This is a genomic window from Clostridium sp. LIBA-8553 (assembly GCF_057782465.1).
This window is the reverse complement of the sequence record NZ_CM173489.1, coordinates 3120035-3143469: the sequence shown is the minus strand read 5'-3', so window position 1 is coordinate 3143469 and position 23435 is coordinate 3120035. Positions and strand designations below refer to the sequence as shown.

Genomic DNA, 23435 nt, shown 5'->3' with positions numbered 1-23435 from the left:
GTATTATTGCTAATGATTTCTATGAGGTTTATAATTAAATTGGTATCGTTACCGAAACAATTTCCAAGTTAATTAAAGATTATAGAAAATCAGGAGGATTTTTATATGAATATAAGAGACATAGCAAAGCTTGCTGGGGTTGGCGTTAGTACAGTTTCAAGAGTTATAAATGAACATCCAGATGTAAAGGATGAAACAAGAGAAAAAATATTAAAAATAATAAAAGAAAGTAATTACATACCTAATAATAGTGCTAGGATTCTTAAGAAAAATTATACAAATAATATAGGAGTTTTAGTAAAAGGGGTATTCAACCCATTCTTTGCTGAGATGATAAACATCATAGGTAACAGAATAAATGAAGCGGGTTATACAATGATATTACAACAAAATGATTATACAACAGAGGATGATGTAGATAATTTAATAGCTTTTGTTAAGGAAAAAAGACTTCAAGGTATTATTTGTCTAGGAGGAAACTTTTTAAATATAAACGATGAAAGTTTTCAATTTTTAGATATTCCAGTAGTTTTAACATCTGTTAATACAATATCTAAAGAGAGCAAAAGTAAGTTTTCATCAATAGGAATAGATAATATATTATCTGCTAAAGATTCAACTCAATATCTTATAGATAAAGGTCATAGAAATATAGCTATTTTACTAGGAGAAAAAAATGACGTTGGTATAAGTGGACTAAGACTTGAAGGATATAGAAAAGCATTAGAAGAAAACGATATACCATATTCAGAAGATAATGTTTTTATAGGTGATTACGACTATAGTGGAGCTTATAAAGTTACAAAAGAAATAATTAATAATAGAAAAGATATAACAGCTATTTTTTCAATATCAGATATTATGGCTGTTGGTGCAGCTAAGTCAGTTATAGATCAAGGATTACAAGTAGGAGAAGATATATCTATTATTGGATTTGATGGTATGGATATAAGTAAATATTATAATCCAGGAATAACAACTGTAAAGCAGCCTAAAAAACATATGGCTAATAATAGTATAGATTTACTATTAGCTCTTTTAGCAAAAAAAGAAGAGCATAAGCATATAATTTTTGAAACAAAAATAATAGAAAGAGATTCATGCAAGGATATAAGATAGTCATTATAATTTGGGGGAGATATTATGAGAATTAATGGTGTCAATAATCACATAACTAAATATACTTTTGGAACTCCTTTCAATACTGAGTCAGTTGTTCTAAAGGAAGGTTCAGAAATACAGAATCAAGAATTAAAATATTTAAATTTTGAAAATAACACTCTTACATTAGAGCTTAAAGATGAAGATATTGTTTATGGATTAGGTGAAAACGTAAGAGGATTAAATAAAAGAGGATGGGTATATGAAAGTTTCTGTACAGATGACTTCTCACATACTCCAGAAAAGAAAAGCCTATATGGAGCTCATAATTTCTTAATGGTTTATGGAGAAAAAACTTTTGGGATATTTATAGATTATCCTGGAAGAGTAAAGTTTGATGTAGGTTATACAAGAAGAGATGAATTAAAGATAACAATAGATGATGAAAATTTTGCTTTATATATTATTGAAGGTGAAAGCTTAAAAGATATAGCAAAGAGTTTTAGAGAGCTTATAGGAGAAAGTTATATAGCTCCAAAATGGGCATTTGGTGCTCAACAAAGTAGATGGAGTTATAAAGATCGTAATGAAGTTCTTGAAGTCCTAGATAATTTTAATAAATCAGAACTTCCTCTTGATTGTTTATACCTTGATATAGATTATATGGAGGATTTCAAGAACTTTACCATAAATAAAGAAGCCTTCCCTGATTTTGAAAACTTTGTGAAGGAAGTTAAAGAAAGAGGAGTCAGACTTATTCCAATAATCGATGCTGGATGCAAAATTGAAGAGGGATATGATGTTTATGAGGAAGGTGTTAAAAATGGTTATTACTGTTTAGATGATGAAGGAAAACCTTTTGTAGCAGCAGTTTGGCCAGGTAGAGTTCATTTCCCAGACTTTTTAAATAAGGATGCAAGATTATGGTTTGGGAATAAATATAAAGTACTCACTGATAAGGGTATAGAGGGCTTTTGGAATGATATGAATGAGCCTGCAATATTCTATTCTGAAAAAAGATTAAATGAAGCTTTTGAAAAAATATCAGAAGCAAAAGGAAAGAATTTAGGTATATATGATTATTTTGATGTTAAGGATACATTCCCAAGACTTCAAAATAGTATGGAAGATTATCAAAGCTTCTATCATAGAGTAGGAAACGAAAAAATAAGACATGATAAGGTTCATAATCTTTTTGGATTTAATATGACAAGAGCAGCAGCTGAAGGACTTGAGAATATAGATGAAAATAAGAGGTTTTTACTATTTTCTAGAGCATCAACAGTTGGTATGCATAGATATGGAGGAATATGGACTGGAGATAATATGTCTTGGTGGGAACATATTAAGTTAAATATTCAAATGATGCCAAATATAAATATGTGTGGATTTATCTATACAGGAGCTGATACTGGCGGATTTGGAGGAGATGCTACAGAAGACTTAGTTATAAGATGGTCACAATTTAGCATGTTTACACCTTTATTTAGAAATCATGCAGCTTTAGGTACAAGACATCAAGAACCATATGCATTTAGAGGTGAAAGTGTCAAAGTATTAAAAAATATATTGGAGTTAAGATATGTTATGGTTCCATATCTTTATAGTGAGTATATGAAAGCTGTTTTAAATAATGAAATGTATTTTAAACCATTAACATTCGAGTATAAAGATAACTTTGCAAAGAGAGTAGAAAATCAATTACTTTTAGGTGATAGCTTAATGATAGCACCTATATATGAACAAAATGCTTTAGGAAGATATGTTTATCTTCCAGAAGAAATGCTTCTATGGAGAGCTAGAAAATATGATGATGGGGATTATGAAATTTTAGAAAAAGGAAATCATTATGTAGAAGCTAAGTTAAATGAAGTTCCTATATTTATAAGAAAAAATAAAATAGTAACAATGGCAAGTAAGCCAAGTAAAAGGGTAGAAAATTTAGATACTAGTGAATTAAATCTAATTGCTTTTGTTGATGATATAGCTGAATACACATATTACAACGATGATGGAATCACTAAGGACTATAAAAAAGGTGATTATGAAGAGCTTAAAGTAAAAATCACAAAAGTAGAATCAGATTATGATATATCAATAGAAAATAAAAATTCAAGGGTTAAAAAGTTAAATATAAAAATATTTGATTTAAATAAAAATATGATTGAAAAAGAGATATTAGTTCAATAATAGTAACTAGGGGGAAGCAATATGAGAAGATCAAGTGGAATAATAATGCATATTGCTTCCTTACCTGGAAAGTATGGAATAGGTACTTTTGGTAAGGAAGCATTTAAATTTGTGGATTTCTTAAAGAAATCTGGACAAGGGTATTGGCAGATATTGCCTCTAGGTCCTACAAGTTATGGAGATTCACCATATCAATCATTTTCAGCTTTTGCGGGAAATCCATATTTCATAGATTTTGATATTTTAAATAAAGAAAGATTACTTGATAAAAAGGATTACGAAGGAATTAATTTTGGAAATGATCCAGAAAAAATAGATTATGCTTTATTATTTGATAAGAAAATGAGAGTATTAAGAATAGCATATGAAAAATCTCTAGATAAAAACAAAAAAGAAATTGAGAAATTTAGAGATGAAAATAAACTTTGGATTGAAGATTATGCTTTATATATGGCAATTAAAAATGAAAATGACTTAGTTAGCTGGCAGGATTGGGATGAAAAACTAAAGTTAAGAGATAAAAAGACTTTAGAAGAATGCAAAGTTAGATTAGCTAAAGAAATAAATTATTGGGTATTCTTACAATATCATTTCTTTAAACAATGGAGTGAGCTAAAAGAATATGCAAATAGCTTGGGAATTAAGATAATAGGAGACATGCCTATATATGTTGCAGAGGATAGTGCAGATGTTTGGGCAAATCCAAAAGCATTTTTATTAGATGAAAATAATGTGCCTAAAAAAGTTGCTGGATGTCCACCAGATGCCTTTTCAGAAACAGGTCAGCTATGGGGTAATCCTATATATGATTGGAGTTATATGGATGAGACAGGATATAGTTGGTGGATTGATAGAGTAAGAGAGAGCTTTAAACTTTACGACATATTAAGAATAGATCACTTTAGAGGATTTGAAGCTTATTGGCAAATACCATATGGAGATGAAACAGCAGTAAATGGTGAGTGGGTTAAAGGACCTGGAATAAAGCTGTTTAATGCAATTAAAGATGAGTTAGGAGAGGTTAATGTAATAGCAGAGGACCTTGGTTACTTAACTCAAGAGGTTATAGACTTTAGAGATGAAACTGGATTCCCAGGTATGAAGGTTTTACAATTCGCCTTTGATTCTAGGGAAGAAAGTGATTATCTTCCACATAATTATCCAGTAAATTCAATAGCTTACACAGGGACTCATGATAATGATACATTTAGAGGTTGGTTTGAAGTTACAGGAAACAAAGATGATGTGGAATATTCTAAAAAATATTTAAAACTTACTGAGGAAGAAGGGTATAACTGGGGATTCATCAGAGGAGTTTGGAGTAGTGTAGCACATACTGCAATAGCTCTAATGCAAGATTTCTTAAACTTAGGAAATGAAGCAAGAATAAACTATCCATCTACTCTTGGGGGCAATTGGCAATGGCGAGTTAAGGAGGATGCTTTAACTGATGAATTAGCAGATAAAATATATGATATAACAAAACTATATGGAAGGGTGAATAACAATGAATAAAGAACAAATCAAGAGAGGAATCGAAAGATATCTAAAAGTAAAGTATGGAAAGAGTTCAATTAAAGATGCTAAAGATTTTGAGGTGTTTAATGCACTATCATTAACTCTTTTAGAAAACATTGTTGATGATTGGAATCATACAGAGGAGCTTTATGAGAAAGAAAAAAATGCATACTATTTCTCTGCTGAATATTTAATGGGTAGAGCTTTAGGAAATAACTTAATAAGTTTAGGTCTTTATAATGAAGTAAAAGAAGTTTTAGATGAAATAGGGTTTGATCTAAATAGAATTGAAGAAATAGAAGAGGATGCTGGTCTAGGAAATGGTGGTCTAGGAAGACTAGCAGCTTGTTTTATGGATTCAGGAGCTTCATTAGAAGTACCACTAAAAGGCTATGGAATTAGATATAACAATGGTTTATTTTCTCAATATTTTGAAGATGGATTCCAAAAGGAAGATGTTGATAGCTGGTTAAAATATGGAGAACCTTGGAGTATAAGAAAAGAGGATGAGTTTGTAACTGTTGATTTTGAAGATATGACAGTTAAAGCTATCCCATATGATACTCCAATAATAGGATATGCTAGTAAGAATATAAATACTTTAAGATTATGGAAGTGTGAACCTGTAAAAGAATTTGACTTCAAATTATTTAATGAACAAAAATATGATGAAGCATTAGAGCTTAAAAATAGAGCTGAAGATATATCAAGAGTTTTATATCCAAATGATTCAAATAGAGATGGTAAATTACTAAGATTAAGACAACAATACTTCTTAGTAAGTGCATCATTAAAAGATATAATAAGAAAGCATAAAGAAGTATTTGGAAACGTTACTGAAGATTTTGCAAAGCTTCATGCTGTTCAATTAAATGATACTCATCCAGTTTTAGCAATTCCAGAACTTATAAGACTTCTTGTAGATGAAGAAGGATTCACTTTTGAAGAAGCTTATAATGTTGCTTCAAAAACTTTTGCTTATACAAACCATACTATATTAGCAGAAGCTTTAGAAAAATGGGATGTTGATTTAATAGAAGAATTATTCCCAAGAATATTAGAAATAATCGAAAAAATAGATGCAGAATTTATAGTTAACTTAGAAGAAAGAGGATATTCAGAAGAAGAAATAGAAGAATTCAGAATAGTTAACGATGGAAAAGTTAGAATGGCTAATTTAGCAATACACGTAGGATTTGCTGTTAACGGTGTTGCACAACTACATACAGATATATTAAAGAACATTGAGCTTAAAAACTGGTATGAATTATATCCAGAGAAGTTCCAAAACAAAACAAATGGAATAACTCCAAGAAGATGGTTAAGATTATGTAACCAAGAATTATCAGCTTTAATAACTGAACTTTTAGGAAGTGAAGATTGGGTTAAAAACTTAGACTTATTAAAAGGATTAGAAAAATATAAAGATGATGAAGAAGTTCTAAAGAAATTTATGGAAATCAAGCATGCTAAGAAAGAACAATTAGCTGCATATATTAAAGAGCACGAAGGTGTGGAATTAGATCCAGATTCAATATTTGACATACAAATTAAGAGATTACATGAATATAAGAGACAATTATTAAATACTCTATATATCTTAGATTTATATTATAGATTAAAAGAAAATCCAGATATGGATATACCAAAGGTAACATTCATATATGGAGCAAAAGCTTTCCCAGGATATAAGAGAGCTAAATCAATAGTTAAGTTAACAAATGAAGTTGCTAAACTTATAAACAATGATAAATCTATAAAAGGAAAAATAAAAGTTGTATTTGTAGAAAACTATAGAGTTTCTTATGCAGAAAAATTATTCCCAGCAGCAGATGTATCAAAACAAATATCAACAGCTGGAAAAGAAGCATCAGGAACAGGTAACATGAAATTTATGTTAAATGGAGCACCAACTTTCGGAACTAACGATGGAGCTAATGTAGAAATTGTTAGAGAAAGCGGAATAAATAATAACTTTATCTTTGGGTTAGAAGTAGAAGAAATAGAAGAATTAAAAGGAAAATATGATCCAGTTGCTTACTATGAAGCTGATGAAGAATTAAAGAGAGTTTTAGATTCATTAGTAGATGGTACTTTTGATGATGGTGGTACTGGTGACTTTGAAGACCTTTATAATTCATTATTAGAAGAAGGAGATCAATACTTCTTATTAGCAGACTTTAAGGCATTTAAAGATACTGAAGATAAGGTGTTTGAAGCTTATAAAGATAAATTAGGATGGGCTAAGATGGCATTTGAAAATACTTGTAATGCAGGTATGTTCTCAAGTGACAGAACAATAAAAGAATATTGTGATGACATTTGGGGAATCAAAAAATGCACAAACAAATAATAGGGCAAAAGCTTATTTAATAAGCATTCCAATATATTCCCAAATATATTACTAAAAAGCTATATTTCCTTAGGGAAATATAGACAACAATAAGAAATGGCTTTGCTAAAACTTGAAAACTGAGTTAAAGTCCAAATTGTAAATTTGGAAAGTTAAATTTTATACTCTTTATAAAGAGTTAAATTTAAATTGGGGTTTAGGGTTTGATGCGAAGCCTTTTCTTAGATTAAAAAGCATTTTTAAATCTAATTATATTTTAAAATATTGACTATTATTAATTATTTTTTTGATTATATAAAATCAATATTTACTCAAGATAGGACTTTAAATTTAGATGTAAATAAAAATTCATAAAAGTTATGGTAAAGAGAGTACTTTAGGTATTAAAATAAGGGGTGGCAATTTATGAAGTTTGGAAAAAAAGATTGGACTAGCTATGATAGAGGTATAGAGAAAGAATGGTTGATTACTAATGGTATAAGTGGATTCTGTGGAGGAACTGCTATTGGAGCAAACTGTAGAAAGTATCAAGGATTATTGCTAGCATGCACTAATTCACCAGAAGAAAGATATATGATTCTTTCTAATTTAAATGAGGAAATAAAAATCGGTGGAAAGCTTCACCAGTTGAGTTCTTGTAAATATACAGATAAAATAGTTGATGGCTTTAATAATTTACAAGGATTTTACTATGATGGATTGCCTCATTTTAGATTTTTTGTAGATGGAGTAGTTGTTGATAAAAAGGTTGCTATGGAATATGGTAAAAACACTGTAGTGATTGAATATGATATATTAAATGGAAGTGAAGAATCTAAAATAAACATTGAACCACTATTTACTTTTAGAAATCCAGGTATATGCAGTGGACAAGAGAATTTAGAATTCAAAAAAACTGTGGATAAAGAAAAAATTGAACTTATTCCAAAGCTAAAAGACGATATAATTATAAGATTTTTAACTTATGGTGGAAAAATAATAGATAATAATGACAAAATTGTGGATAAAATTTATTACGATGTGGATAAAAGTACAGGTGATAAGTTTGTGGATAAATGTTACGTTCCAGGAACTGTTGAAATAAAATTAAATCCTAATGAAAGAAAAAAAGTTTATTTACTTTGTACTATAGAGAAAGAAGATAATTTTGACTGTGAAAAAATAATAGAAAATGAAGAAGAAAGAATAAGAAAACTTAGAAATACCTTTGATGATTCAAGAGTTTTAGCTAAGTATCTTCCTATTGCAGCAGATCAATTTATAGTAAATAGGGAATCTATAAATGGAAAAACAATATTAGCAGGATATCCTTGGTTCTTAGATTGGGGAAGAGATGCTATGATTGCTATTAATGGATTAACATTATCAACTGGTAGGTTAAATGATGCCAAAGATATTATAAGAAGTTTTAGTCTTTATGAGAAAGATGGATTAATACCAAACATGTTTCCTGGAGAAGGACAAGAACCACTTTATAATACAGTTGATGCTTCACTATGGTTTATAAATGCAGTTTATAACTATTTACTTTATGCTAATAGTGATGAGGCTTTAGAATTTGTAGAAAAAGAAGTATATGGAACAATAAAAAATATAATAAAGGCTTATAAAGAAGGTACTGAGTTCTCAATAAAAATGGATGAGAAGGATTCTTTAATAAATGCTGGTTCAGGTTTAGACCAAGTAACTTGGATGGATGTAAGAGTAAATGGAATAGTAGTTACTCCTAGACATGGTAAACCGGTTGAAATAAATGCTTTATGGTATAATGCCTTAAAAATAGCAGCTTTATTAAAAGACAAGTTTGAAAAAGAAAATAATAATGAGTATGAAGAATTAGCACAAAAGGTTAAAGAATCATTTACTAAGGCTTTTTGGAATGAAGATGGAAAGTATCTTTATGATGTTGTAAATGATGAAGAAAAAGATTCTAGCTTAAGACCGAATCAGATTTGGGCTGTATCATTACCATTTACAATGTTAGATAGAGAAAAAGAAAAGCTTGTTGTACAAAAGGTTTTTGAAGAACTATATACACCTTATGGTTTAAGAAGTTTAAGTAGAGATCATAAGGATTATCATGGAATCTATATAGGAAAGCTTTTTGATAGGGATATGGCTTATCATCAAGGTACAACATGGGGATTCCCTTTAGGAGCATTTTTCACAGCTTATTGTAAGATAAATGATTATTCTAAAGAAGCTGTTGACTTAGTGGATTCTTTAATGAGTGATATGGAGGATCATATACAAGATCAATGTTTAGGAAGTATTGCTGAAATTTTTGATGGTGATAATCCTTATAAAGCTAGAGGTTGTTATGCCCAAGCCTGGAGTGTTGGTGAAATGCTTAGAGTTTATTATGAAGATATATTAGGAAATAAGAAGAAGTTAGAAAAAGTCCACAAAGATATATTTATATAAATGTTTTGCTAGAGATTACTTTATTAATCTCTAGCTTTTTTGATTTTTGTAATTATTAAGTTTGAAGTTTTGGGATATAATTAAAGGAAGAACTTAACATAAAGGGGAGATATATGTGAGAACATCACTAAATATAGAAAATCAAATTAACATGATATCTGAAATGAGAGGAGACTCTGTATTTCAAGTTTTAGAATATGATAGTTTAAGAGGAGGAAACTCTTTAGAACTTGCTATAAAATTAAATCAAATGAGAGAAGCAAATATAAAGTTAAGACAGGTTAGAATAATATTAGAAGATAGCTCTGTTAAGATAGAAAAAGGGGCTTTAAGTTACATGAGAGGTCCTATAAGTATGAGAAATAAAATAGGAGGACCAATTGGATTAGGTAAAAAATTATTTGCTAGTAAGGTTACTGGAGAGAGTACTTTTAAACCTAGATACGATGGAACAGGTGACATATTTTTAGAGCCTTCTTTTGGTCATTATGCTTTAATTGAATTAGAAGATGATGAGATAATAGTTGATGATGGATTATTTTATGCTTGTGAAAGTAGTGTAGAAGTAACAGCTCATATGAATAAGTCATTATCATCTATGGTTTTAGGTAATGAAGGAGTTTTTCAAACAAAGCTTTCTGGAGAAGGAATAGTAGTTTTAGAAATACCGGTACCTGAAGAAGAAATATTTAAGTGTAAAATAAATAATGATGTTTTAAAAGTTGATGGTAACTTTGCAATTTTAAGAACTGGGGATATTGAGTTTACAGTTGAAAAATCATCAAAATCATTAGTCTCTACTGCTACTGGAGGAGAAGGACTTTTAAATGTCTTTAGGGGAACAGGAGAAGTATGGTTAATACCAACTAAATCTGTTTATGAAAAGCTTGAGCATGGATGGGATTCACTAAGACCTTTAACAAATCCAAGTGGTAGTTCAAATACTGAAGTATAATTTATTAATAATATAAGTATTTAAATGAACGTTACTAAAGAAAGATATTTAAATTAAAGTTAACTAAAGTTTAGATATATTAAACTAACTCTAGTGCAAGTATTATTTTCTTTATTATAATAATAGAGATATAATTAATTTGTTAAAGAATTTAAAATATATTTGATTATTATAGAGTTATATTAATATACAAGTAGTTAAAGGAGAAGAGTATATGAATGGAGTTCAATCTAAACTAAAAAGTAAGGATTTAGATTTTTTATTTGAGGCTATTTTAAAATTAGAGGATATAAATGAGTGCTATAATTTTTTCGAAGATATATGTACAATTTCAGAATTAAAAGCATTAGCTCAAAGATTACATGTTGCAAGAATGCTTAGAGATAAGAAAACATACACTGAAATTGCAGAGGAAACTAAGGCGTCAACAGCAACTATAAGTAGAGTAAATAGATGTCTAAACTATGGAGCTGATGGCTATAATGCTATACTAGATAGGCTAGAAGAAAACAAAGAAATATAAAAATCATATTAGGAATAACGTGGTGAAGAAAAGAACATACTAATATCAACTAAAATATTTAAGGAGGTATATAGTATGCCAAATTTAAGCTGTGGAGTAGATAACTGTGCATATAATCAAAACGATATGTGTTCATTAAACTCAATAAAAGTAAATGGTTCTTTTGCTAGTCAATCAGAAACAACTTGCTGTGGAAGCTTTGTTGAAAAAGGTGGATTTACTAATGCTGCTGTTGATGTGGGAGAAGCTGAACCAGCAACTAGTGTTGATTGTGAAGCAGAAAAATGTTGTCACAATAAAGATTGTAAATGCCATGCAGAAAGCATAGATATTTCTGGTGATTATGCACAAAATCAAGAAAGCACAAATTGTGCAACTTTCAAACCTGAATAATTAAGTTATATTAACTTTGCTAATTGAGAAAGAAGACTATACAATTTAGTCTTCTTTTTACATAAAAGAATTAAATTAATGGAGATTATTGTGAGAGAGTATTTTAGAAAATTTGTTGAAACATTAAAAAATACAAGAAGTTGAATTAATAATTTTAAATGGGGTAGAAGCATCAAAAAAGCAGACAAGCTATCCGATTACGATTTATATGTGTACTATAATAAAAATATAAGCATAGAAAAGCATAAAATATTTCTACATATTATTTATATATTTCTTTTATATAAATAATATACAGATAGAAAATATAAAATATTGAGTAAGAGGTGTAAATTTTGAATATATTATTAGTTGACGATGAAGAAAAAATAGTAGAAGTCTTAGAAGCATATTTAAAGAGAGAAGGATTTGGTGTTTTTTCTTGTAGTAATGGAGAAGAGGCTTTAAAAATATTCGAAAATAATGATATAGATTTAATTCTTTTAGACCTTATGCTTCCAGATTTAAGTGGAGAGGAAGTTTGTAAGGTAATAAGAGAAAAAAGTTGTGTTCCAATAATAATGATAACTGCAAAGACTGAAGAAGAGGATTTGCTAGAAGGGTTTGATATTGGTGCTGATGACTATGTTACTAAACCTTTTAGCGTTAAGCAATTAATAGCTAGAATAAAGGCTATTATTAGAAGAAGTCAAAAGTGCCAAAAGGAAGATAGTGATATTTTAATTTTTGATAATGGAGAGTTAAAAATTAATACAGATACAAGAGAAGTTTGGGTAAGAGGAGAATTGATAACTCTTACATCAACAGAGTTTAATATACTTATTTGCTTAAGTAGGTATCCAAAGAAGATATTTACTAGAGATGAAATAATTGAATTAGTTTTAGGTGATAAAAGTGATAGTTTTGATAGAGTTATAGACTCTCATATAAAAAATTTAAGAGGTAAAATAGAAGAGAATACAAGAAAACCTAAGTTTATAGTAACTGTATATGGGGTGGGGTATAAGTTTGAAGGTAAGAAGATATAAGAGTTTAAATTTTAAGGTAATAGTTCCTTCTATAGCTATTATAATAATTACTACATTACTTACTGTATTTATGTCTAAGTTCTATTTTGATAAGAAGTTTGGAGACTATATTATGGTTAAAAATCAAAATACAGTACAAAATATTTTGATAGATTTAGGTGAGCAATACTCTGATGGTAATTGGAATTATCAAAATTTAGAAAAAATAAGCTATGATGCCTTAGACAAAGGGATTATAGTCGCCTTATATGATAAAGAAAATCAAGAAGTAATTGATATAGAGAAAAACTCTAAAGAGAGATGTAATAAGGTTATGAATTTTATAAAAAGGTCTATGGAAGGGAAATATGGTTCTACTACAAGTCAATTTGAGCCAGTATATTATCCTTTAATAAAAAACGGGGAAAAAATAGGAGAGGTTAGAGTTAAATTTTATGGTCCTATTTTTTATATGCAGAATGAATTAGTGTTCTTGAATATGGTAAATAATCTTATTTTAAGTATTGGAGCATTATTAATTTTGGCCTTTACTATAATAGGCTTTATAATTTCAAAATCTATAACAAAACCAATAAATAAGCTTATGACAAAAGCAAAATATATTTCAAATGGAGATTATGATAAAAAAATTGATATAAATACAGATATTTTAGAGATTAATGGTTTAATAAATTCTATAAACAATCTTTCACAGAGTATAAAGGAACAGGAGAGCATAAGAAAAAGGCTTACAGGAGATATTTCTCATGAATTAAAGACACCTTTAACAAATATACAATCACACTTAGAGGCTATGATAGATGGAATATGGGAGCCTACAGAGGAAAGACTTATAAGCGTCAAAGAGGAAGCAGAAAGATTAACTTCGTTGGTTAGTGATATGCAAAAGCTTAACAAATATGATGAGTACTCTATGAAGATAAAAAAGGATATTGTTAATATAAGTGATGTAATTTGCTTTGTAGTATTTCAATTTTCTAATTTAGCTAAGAGCAAAAAAATAAAGATTGAATACGAGAAAAAGGATATTAAGATATCTTGTGATAAAGATAAAATAACTCAAGCCTTAGTAAATATTTTTTCAAATGCCATTAGATACTCTAATGAAGGAAGTACTATAGTCATAGAGGAGAAACTAAAAGATGATAAGTTAAGTATATCTATAGAAGATCAAGGAGTAGGAATTTCAGAAGAAGATTTACCATATGTATTTGAGAGGTTTTATAGAGCAGATAAATCAAGAACACGAGCTACTGGAGGAACTGGTATAGGGTTAACTATAGTTAAGTCTATAGTATCTTCTCATGGAGGAGAAGTTAAGGTAGAAAGTGAATTAGGAAAAGGAAGTAGATTTACAATAATACTACCTAAATAAGAAAAAAGCTTACTAATTTTTGTTAGTAAGCTTTAAATTTTTTTATTTTAAGTTATTTAATTCAGTTCTTATTTCATGCATTTCGTTTTGAACTTCTTTAACCTTAGCTTTATTACTTTCTATTCTACCTTTAATATCTTCAACTATTTCTTGATATTTTTCAATAGTTTCTAATGAGTTATTTCCAGGTCTAACATTGAATAATCTGTTAGCGAAATCAGAAAGTCTTTCTTCATCTTGGCTAATATATTTCTTTAACTTTTTAACAAATTCATCTTTGTTTTTAAGTAATCCATTTAAGAAGTCTCTTTGTTTATTAGCTCTAGCAGCATTTATATTATCAAAATATTCTTGTCTAGCAGCGTAGAATCCATCTCTAATTTCTTTGAATTCATTTATAAGTTTTTCATTTTCTTCTTTTCCGCAGAATCCTACTTTGAAGAATTCATCACTTATTTCTTTTACTTTAGCTGAAGCTTCTTTCCAACTATCATTTTCATATAATTTCTTTAATTCTTCTATAAGAGCTTTTCTTTTTTCAATATTAACTTTATTTTCAGCTTTTAAAGCATCGAAGAATTCTTGTCTCTTAGCAAAGAATACATCTTTAGCTTCTTTATAACCTTGAGATATTTCTTCATTTCCTTCTTTTCCAGAGAAGCCTATTCCTTTAAATTCTTCGCAAAGAGCATTGAATTTTTCAGTAGCTTCTTTCCAATTTTCATTATTAACTAAAGCCTTAAGTTCTGAGATTATTTCTCTTTTTCTTTCAGCTTTATTTATGAATTCTTCTTTTAAGCCTTCCATAGCAGCTTTTCTGCTTTCTTGAGCGGCATTTCTAGCTTCTTTGAATCTATTGAATAATTCAGTATTTACTTCTTTGCCTGCGAAACCTAGAGCATAGAATTCTTCAGATAAAGATTTAGCTAACATATCTCCAGCTTTTATATCATTTGTATAAACTAAAGCTTCAAGTCTTTTTATAACATCTTCTTTCTTTGCAGCATTTTCTTTGAAGCTTTCGTTAGCTTTTTCAAAGAATGCTTTTCTGGCATTGTAAAACTCATTTTTAGCCTCTCTTAATTCACCTTTAAGAGTATTCTCAGTTTCTTGGTCATAGTAATAAATATTATTAAACTCTTCTATAAGAGCATTGAATTCTTTATTAGCTTCTTTCCAATTTTGAGCATTGTTTGCTAAGCTTTTAATTTTCTCAATTACTTCTCTTTTTCTTTTGCAAGAATTTTCTTCTTCAGCAGCCAAAGCTTTTGCAAAATCTTCAGTTTCTATAGGATTTTTATTTTCATCTATGTAATTAGATTCATTAGTTGTCATGTTAATTATCCCCTTTCTTTTATATCACTCAATTAATATTTTAAGGCGTAATAGGAGTTATGTCCATAATTAAAATGTTTTCACGAACATTTATGTAAGATATATAGAAATATAGTATGATTGGTACTTTAATAAACATAAAACACAATACCTTTCTAATTTCAAGTATATGCTAATATGAAGGATATATTATATTAAAAGAAATAAAATTACTTAGGTATTTATTAAAATAATATTAATGAAAAAATGGTCTAAAAATAATATTTTAGTAATAAATAGCCTTTATTCCTGTGATAATATAAAAAATGACTATAAAAAATAGAAAAAAATTAAATTTTCTATTAACTAATATTTGACAAAAAGTAGTACATACAGTATTCTTTGAAAGTGTAAAAAGTATTAATTAAGTAGCAAAAATAAAAGAATTTTAATTAAATATAATATAAATTTATTAGAGGGGTGACAGAAATTGTCAAGATTATTTGGAACAGATGGAGTTAGAGGAATAGCAAATACTGAATTAACAGCAGAATTAGCATATAATTTAGGAAGAGCGGGAGCTTATGTTTTAACAGAAGGAACTCATAAACCTAAAATATTAGTAGCAAAGGATACTAGAATATCAGGAGATATGTTAGAAGCGGCTTTAGTTGCTGGTATATTATCAGTTGGTGCAGAAGCTGTTTGTTTAGGAGTAGTTCCAACACCAGCAGTAGCCCACTTAACAAGAGTATATGGCGCTGACGCTGGGGTTATGATATCAGCTTCACACAATCCAGTTGAATATAATGGAATAAAATTCTTTGATGATAAAGGATATAAATTATCAGATGAATTAGAAGACGAAATACAAAGAGTTATAGAAAGTGGATTTGAAAATGTTCCATCACCAACAGGAGCAGATTTAGGAAGAGAAATAATAGAAAAAGCTGCTTTAGAAGATTATATAAACTTTGCTAAGGATACAGTAGGAGTATCTTTAGAAGGATTAAGAATAGCTTTAGATTGTGCAAATGGTGCTTCTCATGAAGCTGCTGTTAGAGCTTTTAGAGAATTAGGAGCAGAAATATTTGTAATAAATGATAATCCAGATGGAACTAATATAAATGAAAATTGTGGATCAACTCATCCAGAAGAATTAATGGAGTATGTTGTTAAGAAAAAATGTCATATGGGATTTGCTTTTGACGGAGATGCAGATAGATGTTTAGCTGTTGATGAGCAAGGAAACTTAGTTGATGGAGATTTCATCTTAACAATATGCGCTAAATACTTAAAAGAATTAGGTAGATTAAAAGATGATACTTTAGTTGTAACAGTAATGAGTAACTTAGGATTAATGATAGCTTGTAAGAATGAAAAAATAAATACTGCTGTTACAAAAGTTGGAGATAGATATGTATTAGAAGAAATGTTAGCTAAAGGATATTCTTTAGGGGGAGAGCAATCAGGACATATTATATTCTTAGAGCATAATACAACAGGAGATGGTCTTGTTACTGCACTTCAAGTAGCTAGCATAGTTAAGAGAACAGGAAAATCTTTATTTGAATTAAAGAATGTAATGAAGGTATTACCACAAGTTTTAGTTAACGCTAAGATACCAAATAACATGAAAAATATTCATGAAGAAGATGAAGAAATAATAGCTGAAATTAAGAGAATAGAAGCGGTTTTAGAAGGTTGTGGAAGAGTATTAATAAGACCTTCAGGTACAGAACCATTAGTAAGAGTTATGCTTGAAGGTGAAAATCAAGCTGAAATAGATGAAATGGCTCATAACCTAGCAAAAATGATAGAAGATAAATGTAATTAAGATTTAAAAGATTAAAATATTAATAGAAGCTATAAATATATTGCGAAAACTTCTCAATAATATTTATAGCTTTTATTTAGTAAAGTTTTATAAATATGAGTAGTAAGTTTTAGAGTGCTTACTACTTTTTTTATTATATGATGAAGAATTTTTTTAATGCTAATACTAAAAAATGAAAGAATTTTATTTTAGACTTTCTTTGGAAAGCATAATTTTAAATGGTTAATTGAATATTTAAAGGTTATAGATGTCTATACAACTATACATTAATATATTAAAAAGGAGAAATATAGAGGTATAGACAGATAAATAAAAATAATCTAGAAAAATAATCGAAAATAAAGAAAAATGAGTTAAAATAAACGAAAAAAGCTTGAAAAAATTTTTGAAAGTGCTAGAATAAGTTTGTAGATTTTTTTAGAGATGATGCATAGAATATATTAACTTTCAAAATAATAAATTAAAGCGCCAGGACTTAAAGTTTTATGGCCAAAGCTAATAAGTTGTCTGACCTTAAGTGGTGGTAAGATTTATTAGCTTTCATAAGAATTTAAGTTGACGAGGTTGGGGAGTATCGATAGTTCGGCGGGTGCCCCACGGTAAAGCACTACCGTAAAAGATTGGTTAAAGCTTAGAAGTGATTTTAAGGACAAAGCCAATCAGGTGTTTGAAACCTTCTATGCATTAAGAAGTTATATAAAGCTTATTTTGAAAGTTGAAATATAATTTGAAAAACGGAAGGAAGAAAAAATATGTGCGGAATAGTTGGATACGTAGGACAGAAAAAAGCAACAGATGTATTAGTTGAGGGATTATCAAAATTGGAATATAGAGGGTATGACTCAGCAGGTGTTGCTGTATTAGAAAATAATGAAATAAAAGCTGAAAAACACAAAGGAAGATTAGCAAATTTAGAAGGAATGTTAGAGGAACATCCAATAGATGGTGGAATAGGAATAGGACATACTAGATGGGCTACACATGGAGAACCATCAGATGTTAACTCACATCCTCATTTAAATAATAAAGGAACAATAGCTGTAGTTCATAATGGAATCATAGAAAACTACAATGAGTTAAGAAACTGGTTAATGGAAAAAGGATATGAATTCCATTCAGAAACAGATACAGAGGTTATTCCAAACCTAGTAGATTTCTACTACAAAGGAGATTTATTAGATGCTGTTATGGAAGCTACTAAACACATGGAAGGTTCATATGCTATTGGAGTTATATGCAATGATGAACCAGAAAAATTAGTAGCTGTAAGAAAAGATAGTCCATTAATAGTTGGATTAGGAGAAAAAGAATACTTTATAGCTTCTGATATACCAGCAGTTTTAAACTACACAAGAGAAGTTTATCTTTTAGAAGATAAAGAGTTTGTTGTATTAACAAATGATGGAGTAGTTCTTTTTGATGAAGAAAAGAATCCAATAGAAAAAGAAGTTTATCATATAACATGGAATGTTGATGCAGCTGAAAAAGGTGGATATGAAGACTTCATGTTAAAAGAAATTCATGAGCAACCAAAGGCTATAAAAGATACAATGACATCAAGAGTTATGGAAGGAAAAGAAGTAACTTTAGATGATATATCAATAACTAAAGAATATTTAGATAATGTTGATAGAGTATATATAGTTGCTTGTGGAACAGCTTACCATGCTGGAGTTATTGGAAAATACGCTATAGAAAAATTAGTTAGAATACCAGTTGAAGTTGATATAGCTTCAGAATTTAGATATAGAGATGCTGTTATTACAGATAAAACTTTAATAATAGTATTAAGTCAATCAGGAGAAACTGCAGATACTTTAGCGGTTTTAAGAGATGGACAAGCAAAAGGTGCAAGAGTGTTAGCTGTAACTAACGTTGTAGGAAGTTCAGTTTCAAGAGAAGCTAATGATGTATTATATACATGGGCTGGTCCTGAAATAGCTGTTGCGTCAACAAAAGCATATGTAACTCAATTAATTGCTATGTACACATTAGCACTACACTTCGCTGAGTTGAAAGGAAGCAAATCAGTAGAAGAAATTGAGGAAATCAAAAAAGCAATGCTTGAATTACCAGAAAAGGTTGAAGAAATCCTTAAAAATACAGATTTAATAAAAGAATTTGCAGTTAAAGCATCTACAGAAAAAGATTTATACTTCTTAGGAAGAGGGATGGATTATGGAGTTGCAATGGAAGGATCATTAAAACTTAAAGAGATTTCTTACATTCACTCAGAGGCTTACGCAGGTGGAGAACTTAAGCATGGTCCAATAGCTCTTATAGAAAAAGATGTACCAGTAGTATCATTATTAACTCAAAGAGAGCTTATGGATAAAATGATAAGTAACGTTCAAGAGGTTGTTACAAGAGGAGCTAATGTTTTAGGTGTTTGCTTTAAAGGTGACATGGAAGAAAGTAAGAGAAAAATGTTTGAAGGATTAATAGAAATTCCAGAAACATTAAGCATATTATCACCAGTTTTAAGTGTTGTACCATTACAATTATTCTCATATTATGTGGCTAAAGCTAAAGGATTTGACGTTGATAAACCACGTAACTTAGCTAAATCAGTAACTGTTGAATAAAAAGGGGGATTTTGAATATGAATAATGAGAGTTTATTAAAATTATTAGAAGAGTACAAGGAAACTAAAAAATGTCTTGAATTAGGTTTAAACTGGTTACAAGATAAAGACTATGCTAAAGGCAAATTAGAAGTAGTAAATGTAATAATAAAAGATTTAGAATCAGCAATTGGGGCACAAGGAATTTAATTATAGAGCTTAAAATTTAATCTTATTTGTATATGTAAGAGAGTGTTAGAAATTATGATATATAGGATTTTAAAAATTCTATATGAGAGTAGATTTGACACTCTCTTTATTTGTGTAAATAAAAAAATTATATTTAAGAATGTAATGAGTTAAGAAATATATTGAAAAATACTTTGGGTTGAAGTATAATACTTTCGCTAAAACCTCATAATTCTGAGGAATAAGCTAATATTAATTAATGAGGTATTTACAGTGGAAAAATTTCAAGAAAATAATATTTTAGAAGATAAAGAAGTTTGTATTCATGAAAATGAAGAGGCTTGGAATAAAGAAACATATAATGCTTGGGTTAAAAGGTTTGGAACAGCTGAAGAGGCTGCAGAAAAAATAAAGGCTATGCCTGAGAAGAAGTTAAATGTTTTATTAGATAAGTTTGGAGATGTTAAAGGAAAAAAGATATTTAATCTTATGGGATCTAATGGAAATAAAGCTGTTGCTTTAGCTTTGTTAGGAGCAGAGGTTACTGTAGTAGATTTTTCAGAGGGAAATAAAAGATATGCTTTAGACTTAGCAAAAGCTTGTGGAGTTGAGATTAAGTACATATTAAGTGATGTTTTAAAGATGCCTAAAGAGGTATTAAGTGGAGATTATGATATAGTATTTGCTGAAATGGGAATACTTCATTATTTCTCAGATTTAACTCCTTTTATGAAAGTCATATATGACTTATTAAAAGAGGGAGGGAAGGCTGTAATAAGAGATTTTCATCCAGTATCAACAAAGCTTATAACATCAAGAGGAAGTACTGCAAAAGTAAGAAAACATAAGGTTACAGGAGACTATTTTGATACATCATTAGAAGAAAAAGAAATAGCTTATTCAAAGTATCTAGAAGAGGGAGAAGCTGAAAAAGTATTTCTTAGAAAGTGGAATTTAGGTGAAATAGTTACAGCAGTAGCTAGTTCAGGGTTAAAGATCGAAAGTTTAACAGAGGAGCCTAATTTATCAAGTGAAGTTTTTGATAAGGGAATTCCAAAGACATTTACAATAGTAGCAAAAAAATAAAGCTTTTAAATATAGATGTGTAATTGGTAGAGGTATAGAAACCAATTATGCATCTATTTTTATTTGAAAATATTTAATTAAATTTTAGGTATTAATGTTAAATTAGAATTTTTTTCTTGTAATTTACGTAGCAACTATAATATTAATTTCTTTCATGTAGTATTGCAATACAAAATATGGTAAAATTATTAAAAATCTATGAGGAGGAATTTCAATGGACAAGGGAGAGTTAAGAAAAGAAATTAAGCTTAAAAGAGAAAATTTAGATAAAAACATAAAGTTAAGGGCTGATGAAAAAATAAGAAAATCACTTTTTGAAAGTGAAATTTATAAAAATAGTAAAGTTGTATTTATATATGTAAATATGGATTCGGAAATAAATACAATAGATATAATAAAGGAGTTATTAACTTCAGATAAAATTGTTGCGGTGCCTAAAGTTATTCCAGTAAGCTTAAAAGAAAGACAAATGAAAGCTTTAAAAATAAATTCAATGCTTCAATTAAATGAAAGTGGTGCCTTTGGAATTTTAGAACCAAGTGTTGAATGTGAGGATATTAGTGAGGATGTTGATTTAATTATAATACCAGGCCTAGCTTTTGATATAAATGGTAATAGATTAGGATATGGTGGTGGATTTTATGATAGATTTTTAAGAAAATATCCTAATAGTAAGAGAGTAGCTTTATGTTATGATTTTCAAATTTTTGATGAAATTCCACATGAATTCTTTGATGAAAAGGTTGATTTAATAATAAGTGAAGAAAAAATTATTAGCTTAGAAAAAGTCAAATAATAAAATAGTATTTTCAATAATTTTAATTTATTGATAATAAATTTTGGTTGTGTCAAAATTAAAAGAAATAGAATTTTGAGGTGGTATAAGATATGAAATTTGAAGAGTTTAAATATGAAAGACCTAATATAGAAAAAGACAGGGAAAACATTAGAGTTTTCATAAAAGATTTAGAAAATGCGAAAGACTTTGATGAAGCTAAGAAAGTCATAGGCAAAATAAATAAAATAAGAAATAATACGGCAACTATGATGGCTTTATCAGAGGTTAGACATACAATAAACACTGAAAATGAATTTTATAATGAGGAAAGTGATTTCTGGGATGAAAATTCACCTCTTATAGAAGAAATAAATAATGAATTTTATAAAGCATTAATTGATTCGTCTTTTAAAGATGAAATAGGTGCTTATTATGGAGAAACTATAATAAAAGAAGCTGAGTATTCTCAAAAAAGTTTTTCTAAAGAAGTAATAGAGGATATGCAACTTGAAAATAAATTAGGTAGCCAATATCAAAAGCTTATTGCTTCTGCAAAAATCGAGTTTGATGGAGAAGAAAGAACATTAGCACAACTAGCTCCTTTTGTGACATCACCAGATAGAGATGTTAGAAAAAGAGCTTCAGAAGCTAAATATAATTTTTTTGTTAAACATGAAAATGAAATTGATGAAATCTTTGATAAGCTTGTAAAGGTAAGAACTAAAATAGCTAAAAAACTTGGTTATAATAACTTTGTGGAATTAGGCTATGTAAGAATGAGAAGATATGACTATAATAAAGAAATGGTTGAAAACTTTAGAAAGCAAGTTGAAGAATTCATAGTTCCTATAGATACTAAGTTGTATAAGAGACAAGCTAAAAGACTAGGACTTGATACATTAAAATATTATGATGAAAAATTTGAGTTTTTAAGTGGAAATCCAACACCAAAGGGAGATTCAAAATGGATTGTTGAAAATGCTAAGGTGATGTATTCAGAACTTTCAAAAGAAACTAAGGAATTTTTTGATTTCATGGTTGATAATGACTTAATGGACTTAGTTGCTAAGAAAGGAAAAGCTGCTGGAGGATATTGTACTAATTTCCCTAATTATAAAGCACCATTTATATTCTCAAATTTTAATGGAACAGCTGGTGATGTAGATGTATTAACTCATGAAGCTGGACATGCGTTCCAAAACTTTAGAAGTTCTTGGATAGAAATGCAAGAATGCCAATGGCCAACTATGGAAAGTTGTGAAATTCATTCAATGAGTATGGAATTCTTTACTTGGCCTTGGATGTATTTATTCTTTAAAGAAGATACAGACAAATATAAATTCTATCATTTAGGAGATGCCATTAAATTTATTCCTTACGGAGTAACAGTGGATGAATTCCAACACTTTGTATATGAAAATCCAGAAGCTACACCAAAGGAAAGAAAAGATGCGTGGAGAAGAATAGAGAAAAAATATCTTCCACACAAAAACTATGATGAATGTGATTTCTTAGAAAGAGGTGGTTGGTGGTTCCAACAAAATCACATATTCCTATCACCATTCTATTATATCGATTATACATTAGCTCAAATATGTGCACTTCAATTTTGGAAAAAAGATAGAGAAAACCATGAAAAGGCATGGGCAGATTATTTAAATCTTTGTAATATAGGTGGAACAAAAACATTTCTAGGATTATTAAAATACGCTAACTTAAAATCACCATTTGAAAACGGATGTGTCGAAAGTATAGTTGGAGTAGTAGATGAGTATCTAGAAGGCATAGATGATAGCAAATTTTAATAT

At 28.9% G+C, this 23435-nt stretch carries 17 protein-coding genes; 16 read left to right on the top strand and 1 reads right to left on the bottom strand.

Annotated elements, in window-relative coordinates; translation table 11 throughout:
* Positions 1-105: 105 nt before the first annotated feature.
* The 10 genes from AC2JAQ_RS14190 to AC2JAQ_RS14145 all read left to right on the top strand — a co-directional run bounded on the left by AC2JAQ_RS14190 (position 106) and on the right by AC2JAQ_RS14145 (position 13860).
* A complete protein-coding gene (locus AC2JAQ_RS14190; RefSeq protein WP_488457001.1) occupies positions 106-1119 on the top strand; it encodes a LacI family DNA-binding transcriptional regulator in 1014 nt (337 codons plus the stop codon).
* Between the two features lie 24 nt (positions 1120-1143).
* A complete protein-coding gene (locus tag AC2JAQ_RS14185; RefSeq protein ID WP_488457000.1) occupies positions 1144-3291 on the top strand; it encodes a TIM-barrel domain-containing protein in 2148 nt (715 codons plus the stop codon).
* Positions 3292-3312: 21 nt separating this feature from the next.
* Positions 3313-4806 carry a 4-alpha-glucanotransferase gene (malQ, locus tag AC2JAQ_RS14180; RefSeq protein WP_488456999.1) on the top strand — a complete coding sequence of 498 codons (1494 nt, stop codon included), beginning with the start codon at positions 3313-3315 and terminating at the stop codon, positions 4804-4806.
* Positions 4799-7162: a glycogen/starch/alpha-glucan phosphorylase gene (locus AC2JAQ_RS14175; RefSeq protein WP_488456998.1), complete on the top strand. Its 2364-nt coding sequence runs from the start codon at positions 4799-4801 to the stop codon at positions 7160-7162. Before malQ ends, AC2JAQ_RS14175 begins: the two co-directional genes overlap by 8 nt.
* 405 nt (positions 7163-7567) lie before the next feature.
* On the top strand, positions 7568-9586 hold the full coding sequence (locus AC2JAQ_RS14170) for an amylo-alpha-1,6-glucosidase (RefSeq protein ID WP_488456997.1): 2019 nt from the start codon (positions 7568-7570) through the stop codon (positions 9584-9586).
* A 115-nt stretch (positions 9587-9701) separates the two neighbouring features.
* Positions 9702-10541 carry an AIM24 family protein gene (locus AC2JAQ_RS14165; protein ID WP_488456996.1) on the top strand — a complete coding sequence of 280 codons (840 nt, stop codon included), beginning with the start codon at positions 9702-9704 and terminating at the stop codon, positions 10539-10541.
* A gap of 214 nt (positions 10542-10755) precedes the next feature.
* On the top strand, positions 10756-11064 hold the full coding sequence (locus tag AC2JAQ_RS14160; RefSeq protein WP_488456995.1) for a YerC/YecD family TrpR-related protein: 309 nt from the start codon (positions 10756-10758) through the stop codon (positions 11062-11064).
* 75 nt (positions 11065-11139) lie between these two features.
* Positions 11140-11457, top strand: coding sequence for a DUF1540 domain-containing protein (locus AC2JAQ_RS14155; protein WP_488456994.1), 318 nt, complete (start codon positions 11140-11142; stop codon positions 11455-11457).
* Positions 11458-11792: 335 nt separating this feature from the next.
* On the top strand, positions 11793-12485 hold the full coding sequence (locus tag AC2JAQ_RS14150; RefSeq protein WP_488456993.1) for a response regulator: 693 nt from the start codon (positions 11793-11795) through the stop codon (positions 12483-12485).
* On the top strand, positions 12466-13860 hold the full coding sequence (locus AC2JAQ_RS14145) for a sensor histidine kinase (protein ID WP_488456992.1): 1395 nt from the start codon (positions 12466-12468) through the stop codon (positions 13858-13860). The genes AC2JAQ_RS14150 and AC2JAQ_RS14145 overlap by 20 nt, the downstream gene beginning before the upstream one ends.
* A gap of 42 nt (positions 13861-13902) precedes the next feature.
* On the opposite strand, the gene AC2JAQ_RS14140 is transcribed toward AC2JAQ_RS14145, so the two are convergent.
* Positions 13903-15195 (bottom strand): DUF349 domain-containing protein, encoded by a 1293-nt coding sequence (locus tag AC2JAQ_RS14140; protein ID WP_488456991.1) that lies wholly within the window; start codon positions 15193-15195, stop codon positions 13903-13905.
* A 469-nt stretch (positions 15196-15664) separates the two neighbouring features.
* Here AC2JAQ_RS14140 and glmM point away from each other — a divergent pair, with 469 nt between their 5' ends.
* The 6 genes from glmM (at position 15665) to AC2JAQ_RS14110 (ending at position 23432) form a co-directional block, all read left to right on the top strand.
* A complete protein-coding gene (gene glmM / locus AC2JAQ_RS14135) occupies positions 15665-17011 on the top strand; it encodes a phosphoglucosamine mutase (protein WP_488456990.1) in 1347 nt (448 codons plus the stop codon).
* Positions 17012-17763: 752 nt separating this feature from the next.
* Positions 17764-19596, top strand: coding sequence for a glutamine--fructose-6-phosphate transaminase (isomerizing) (gene glmS / locus AC2JAQ_RS14130; RefSeq protein ID WP_488456989.1), 1833 nt, complete (start codon positions 17764-17766; stop codon positions 19594-19596).
* Between the two features lie 17 nt (positions 19597-19613).
* On the top strand, positions 19614-19784 hold the full coding sequence (locus AC2JAQ_RS14125) for a hypothetical protein (protein WP_423239057.1): 171 nt from the start codon (positions 19614-19616) through the stop codon (positions 19782-19784).
* A 252-nt stretch (positions 19785-20036) separates the two neighbouring features.
* Positions 20037-20849, top strand: a complete 813-nt coding sequence (locus AC2JAQ_RS14120; RefSeq protein ID WP_488456988.1) for a class I SAM-dependent methyltransferase — start codon at positions 20037-20039, stop codon at positions 20847-20849.
* Positions 20850-21063: 214 nt separating this feature from the next.
* A complete protein-coding gene (locus tag AC2JAQ_RS14115) occupies positions 21064-21645 on the top strand; it encodes a 5-formyltetrahydrofolate cyclo-ligase (protein ID WP_488456987.1) in 582 nt (193 codons plus the stop codon).
* Positions 21646-21737: 92 nt separating this feature from the next.
* Positions 21738-23432: a M3 family oligoendopeptidase gene (locus tag AC2JAQ_RS14110; protein WP_488456986.1), complete on the top strand. Its 1695-nt coding sequence runs from the start codon at positions 21738-21740 to the stop codon at positions 23430-23432.
* The last annotated feature ends 3 nt before the right edge of the window (positions 23433-23435 follow it).